This window comes from Butyrivibrio sp. DSM 10294, from assembly GCF_028539135.1.
Taxonomy (GTDB): Bacteria; Bacillota; Clostridia; order Lachnospirales; family Lachnospiraceae; genus Butyrivibrio.
Map to the genome: position 1 here is coordinate 1 of NZ_JANSWL010000010.1, position 3794 is coordinate 3794.

Below are 3794 nucleotides of genomic sequence, written 5' to 3' on the forward strand. Positions count from 1 at the left end.
CTGATGAAGAGAACCTTACTCTTCAGGTAGTATCAGAAGCGCTTCTCAAGGCTCAGGATCTGGATGCCAAGGCTAATGCAGCAAATGCCGCAGGGAAAGCAGCTACAAAAGCAGCAACCAAAGCAAAGCTTGCAGCTGATGATACAAGTGACATGACTACAAAGTCTTCTGTAATGGAAGCAGTAGGTAGAGCCAACACGGCTGCAACTACCGCAACAGAAGCAGGAAACAGCGCACAGACTAAAGCAGCCGGTGTTAACGCTGCAGCCGAAGCAGCAAAGACGACCCTTGATAACAGAGCAGAAAAAGCAGCAAATGCTATAAATGATTCTGATACCGGATGCATCAAAGCAGTTAAAGATGCCGTAGATGCTCTTAAGAATGCTGATTCAGACATTGTAGCAATCAAGACAGCAGCACAGAATGCAGAAAACGCAGCAGCTACAGCCGAAGAGAAAGCTGCAACAGCAGAAAAATCAGCAGCTAATGCCTGGACCGAGTCCAAGGCTAAGGCAGCTACAGAAGCAGCCAATGCAGCAAGAAAAGCAGCCAAGGAAGCAAGAGAAGCAGCCGAGGCAGCAAGAAAGGCTGCCGAGGAAGCAGAGAAGAACCTTAGCGCTGATGAAAAAGCAAGCAGCAATGCCAGGGCAGAAGCAGAAAATGCAATAAATGCAGCGGGTGCCGCTTCATCAAAGGCTCAGGAAGCAGCGAATGCACTTGATGATGCTATTAACGCAGCAGCCGGAGAAGCTTCAGAAGAAAACGTAGCAGCAGCTAAGGATGCAGCTAAGACAGCAAGAGAAGCCGCAACCGAGGCAGCAAAGAAAGCGCAGGAAGCAGCAGATGATCTTGCTGATGCTGAGAGATACTTATCCGATACTTCTGATTCTAAGGCTAAAGAAAGAGTTAATGAGGCAATAAACGCCGTAGCAAAGGCAAAGGAAGATGCTGAAAACGCAGCGCAGAAGGCGCAGGAAGCAGCAGATAAGTATGCAGAGGCTCAGAACAAGCTCTCAGAAAAGCAGAAACAAGATGCTGTTGATTCAGCAAAGGAAGCAGCTTCCAGCGAAGCAACACAGAAAGAACAGCAGGCAGCAAGAGATAAGGCAGAGACCATTGCTAAGGAAGCATTAGATGCTGCACAGAAAGCAGCAAGTGAAGCAGCAAGCGAGCAGAGCCTTGCTGTCAGCGGAAAGAATACAGCAGAGACATTAGCAAAGCTTGATCCTTCACAGAAAGCTGTAGACGAAGCAAAGAGTGCTTATGAAGCAGCAAATACAGCTGCAATTGAAGCAGAAAAGCAGGCTATCAAAGCAGAGGGCCAGGCAACAATCGCAGAAAAGGCAGTAGGTGCTGAGGATAAAATAGCTAAAGATGCAAAATATGCAGCTGGTCAGGCAAGAGAATCAGCTGGTAAAGCAGCATCCGATGCATCCGATGCAAAGACAGCTTATGACAATATCGTAGCAGCCTATAATGCCGAAGAAGCACAGAAAGCTGAAGAAGCTCAGAAGAAAGCAATCGAAGAAGCAGAAAAGGCAGCAGCTGACGCTGCAAGACAGGATGAACAGGCTAAGAATCAGCAAAAAGAAGCAGAACGAGCAGCACAGGAAGCAGCTGACAAGGCTGAGGAAGAAGCGCAGAAGGCTGCAGATGAGGCAGCACAGGAAGAAGCTAAGGCAGCTACCAGAGAAAAACTCGCAGCTCTTCTTGAAGCAGCAGAAGATGCAGCACAGAATGCAGAAGCTGCAGCGCAGGCTGCAGTTGATGCAAGAGATGCGGTTAATGATGATTCTTCAGATGAGAACATAGCAGCAGCAAGAACAGCAGCTCAGTATGCAGAAGATGCAGCAACTGCTGCAAGAGTAGCAGCTAATGATATAAGAGAAGCTGTTGCCAACATGGAGTATGACGACATAAAGGCAGAGGCTCTTAACGCAGCCTATGATGCAATTGATCGTGCAATCGAAGCTGAGAGCGCAGCAAGTGCTGCAAGAACAACAGCAGAGACAGCAGCAAGAATAGCAGCACAGGCTGATGCAGCAAATGCAGAAGCAACTGCAAATACTGCAAGAGCTGAAGCTGATGCAGCCATAGCTGCTATAGAAGCAGCTACTGCATTAAAAGATGCTGCTCTGATAAAACAGGCAGAAGCAGAAGAAAAAGCAAGGAACCTTGAGGCAGAAGCAAGTCAGGCAGCTATAGATGCAGCAGCCAAAGCTGCAGAAGAAGCCGCAGAAGCTGAGAGACTTGCCGCAGAAGCCGCAGAAGAAGCAAGAAAAGCAGCCGTTTCTGCAGTAACAGCGGCAAAAGAGGCAGCAATCTCAAGTAAGACAGCTGCAACGAATGCCGTAACCGCAGCAGACCAGGCAATTGATGATGTGAAAGCAGCAATAGGAAGGATTCCGAACAATGCTTCGGATGCTTCTTACAACGACGCTGAAGTCGCAGCTAAGACAGCTGAGGAAGATGCAGATCTTGCAAGAACAGCAGCAGACAAGGCAGAAGCTGCAGCTATGGCTCTTGAGGAAGTACTTAAGGCAGCTATCGATGCCGGATACATCAAAGAAACAGACTATCTTGCAACAGAGTCAGGTGAGGTGGTAAAGGATACAAATACCGCAGCATCTAAGGCAAGAGGCAAGGCAAAAGATGCCGATGATGCAGCTGATGCAGCAAGAAAAGCCATAAGAGATGCTCAGAACCGGATCCTTGAGGATGTAAGACAGGCAGCTCAGGAAGCTATAAACAAGGCTGAAGAAGCCAAGAATGCAGCTCTTGATGCAGCAGATAAGGCTGAGACAGCAAGACAGGCAGAAGAGGCAGAAAAAAAGGCAGCCCAGAAGGAAGCAAAAGAAGCAGCAGAAAGAGCTGATGAGGCAGCTCAGGAAGCAACCGAAGCAGCAGAAAAAGCAGCTGAAGAAGCAAAGAAGCTTGCAGATGCAGAGACAGCAAAAGCTAATGCCGAAGAGGCTCAGAGAATAGCCGAGGATAAGGCAAAGGATGCTGAGGATGCAATAGCGAAAGCAAAGGAAGCACAGGCCAAGGCTGAGGCTGATGCCGCCAAGTCCAAAGAAGAAGCTGAAGAGTCAAAGAAAAAGGCTGAAGAAGCTCTTAAGGAAGCTGATAAGCTGAAGGAAGAAGCAGAAAAGGCTAAGAAGCAGGCCGACGAAGCTACCGAGAAGGCTAGCGAAGTCTCCGAAAACGAAAAGAAGGCCAAGGCTAATCAGGAAGCAGCAGAAAAGGCTGCAAGTGAAGCCCAGAAAAAGGCAGAGGAAGCAGCAGAGAAGGCAGAAACAGCCAGAAAAGCTGAGAAGGACGCCAAGGAGAAGGCCCAGGAAGAGGCAAGAAAGGCAAAGGAAGAAGCCAGAAAGGCCCAGGAAGAGACCAGCAGAGCCAAGGAAGAAGCAAGACAGGCCGAGGAAGAAGCAAGAAGAGCCAAGGAGGAATCCGAGTCTTCAAGAAAATCTGCTGAAGAAGCAGAGAAGGAAGCTAAGAAGGCAGAGGAAGAAGCTAAGAAGTCCCGTGAGGAAGCAGCAATAGTTATTGCTGACAATAATAGCAGCAGTGAAAACAGAAGAAGCAAGTCAGACAGCAGCTCATCCTCAAGTAAGACAGTTGTGAAGAATGAGACCACAACCACAGAGACAACTCTTAAGGCATCTGACATCTATCCTGTAGTAGACAGCTACAAGGAGAAGACACAGAAGCAGGAAGAGAAAGTAGAAGAGGAAGATATCGCAACAATCGATGATTCCGACATACCTACCTACAGCGGCGTTGGCAAGATAACC

The 3794-nt window shown here is 48.3% G+C and carries 1 protein-coding gene; it reads left to right on the forward strand.

What is annotated here, in order from left to right:
- A partial coding sequence (locus NXH67_RS00080; RefSeq protein ID WP_272795919.1) for a hypothetical protein occupies positions 1 to 3794 on the forward strand: 3794 nt, incomplete at both ends.